Below are 1583 nucleotides of genomic sequence, written 5' to 3' on the forward strand. Positions count from 1 at the left end.
GTTCTCGACCGTCTCGTGGGTGACGTTGCCCGCGTCGTCGTACTGGTAGCGGACGGAGTCGCCGGTGACGCTCACCGGCCAGGGCACGTTGGAGGGGGAACCGCTGGTGGCGGTCGTCTCCACGTTGCCGGCGATGTCGTAGGTGTACGTGGTGCTCCGCGCCGGCCCGCCCGGGTTCATCACCTGGGACTTCACCCGGCCGACCGCGTCGTAGGTGTACTGGGTGACGAGCTTGCCGTTGGCGGACGTCTCGGTCAGGACGTTGCCGGCGCCGTCGTAGGTGTTGGACTCCACGACGATGTCGCGCTTGGTGCCGTCGAGGTTGTGGAAGTCCTTGAGCGTGATCGACTTGACCAGGTCGTCGCCGTAGTACTGGTAGACGAGCGAGCGGCCCATCGAGTCGGTGTGCCGGACGAGCCGGCCGCCCATGTCGTAGGCGTACGACTGCAGGACGGTGTAGTCCCCGTCGCCCCCGTCGTCGTCCCAGTCGCGCAGCCGGGTCTCGGCCATCATGTTGCGCGCGGTGTAGACGTAGTCGAAGTGGTTGCCGCCCGCGTCGACCATCGAGGTCTTGTTGCCGAAGACGTCGTAGGTGTACGTCGTCTCGCTGCCCTCGGCGTCGGTGACCCGCTCGGGGCGGCCGCGGTCGTCGAGCTCGAAGGCCATCACGCGGGTGGCGTCGCCGCCCAGCAGGTCGCTGATCTCGGTGCGCACCACGTTGCCGTCGGCGTCGTAGGTCGTGGTGGTCTTCTGCTGGTGCTTGCCGGAGGTGACGACGTTGGTGGCCGGCGGGTCGGTGAGGGTGGCGACGCGGGAGAGCTTGTCGTAGGTGAAGGTCGACGTGGTGCCGGACGGGTAGGCGTCCGTGACGACGGTCTCGGTGAGCTTGCGGCCCAGCGCGTCGTAGGTGTACTTGGTGACCCGCCCGGACGGCTCGGTCACCCAGGCCAGGTCGCCGTTCTTGTAGTACTGGTAGCGGGTGATCTTCCCGCGCGGGTCGGCGGTGGTCAGCGGCAGCCCGGTGGGTGTGTTGCCGCCGCCGATGGCCGGTTCGGCGCCGGTCGTGTAGGTGTTCCTGGCCGTGCCGCCGTCGGGGGCGGTCTGCGTGAGCAGGGCACCGCTGGTGTTGTACGTGTACTGGGTGCGGAAGCGGTTGTCGGTGGGGCCGGACGAGCGGCCGTCCCGGGTCTCCGACGGCTGGTCGCCCCGCAGGTCGAAGTCGCTCGTCGTCACCGGGTAGGTGGTGTACGAGGTCTGGCAGTCGCCGGCGGCCCGGCAGGTGGTGCGGCTGGTCACATTGCCGCGGTCGTCGTAGCCGAGGGTGACCTTGTCGCCGTTCTCGCTGACGATGCCGGTCTGGAAGCCGTTGTCGTCGTACTCGAAGAGACGGATGGCGACGCCGTCGACGGGGTGCCGGATGAAGTCCGGCTCGCTGCCGCCGTCACCGGGCGGGTTGGTGCAGAAGGCCGGGTCGCCCGGGTCGGGCTGGGTGCAGATCTGGCCGGGGCCGGTGGGCGAGGGCGACGGGGAGGCGGTGACGGACTCGCGGGCGCCGAGCGCCATCGGCTCGCCGTAGCGCAGCA

At 69.6% G+C, this 1583-nt stretch carries 1 pseudogene; it reads right to left on the minus strand.

From position 1 onward, the window contains the following. Nucleotides 1-1563 (minus strand): annotated as a pseudogene (locus ALMP_RS42525) (hypothetical protein); the annotation flags it as partial. Nucleotides 1564-1583: the final 20 nt, after the last annotated feature.

The sequence above is a fragment of the Streptomyces sp. A012304 genome (genome assembly GCF_026008495.1).
In the GTDB taxonomy this organism is placed as follows: domain Bacteria; phylum Actinomycetota; class Actinomycetes; order Streptomycetales; family Streptomycetaceae; genus Streptomyces.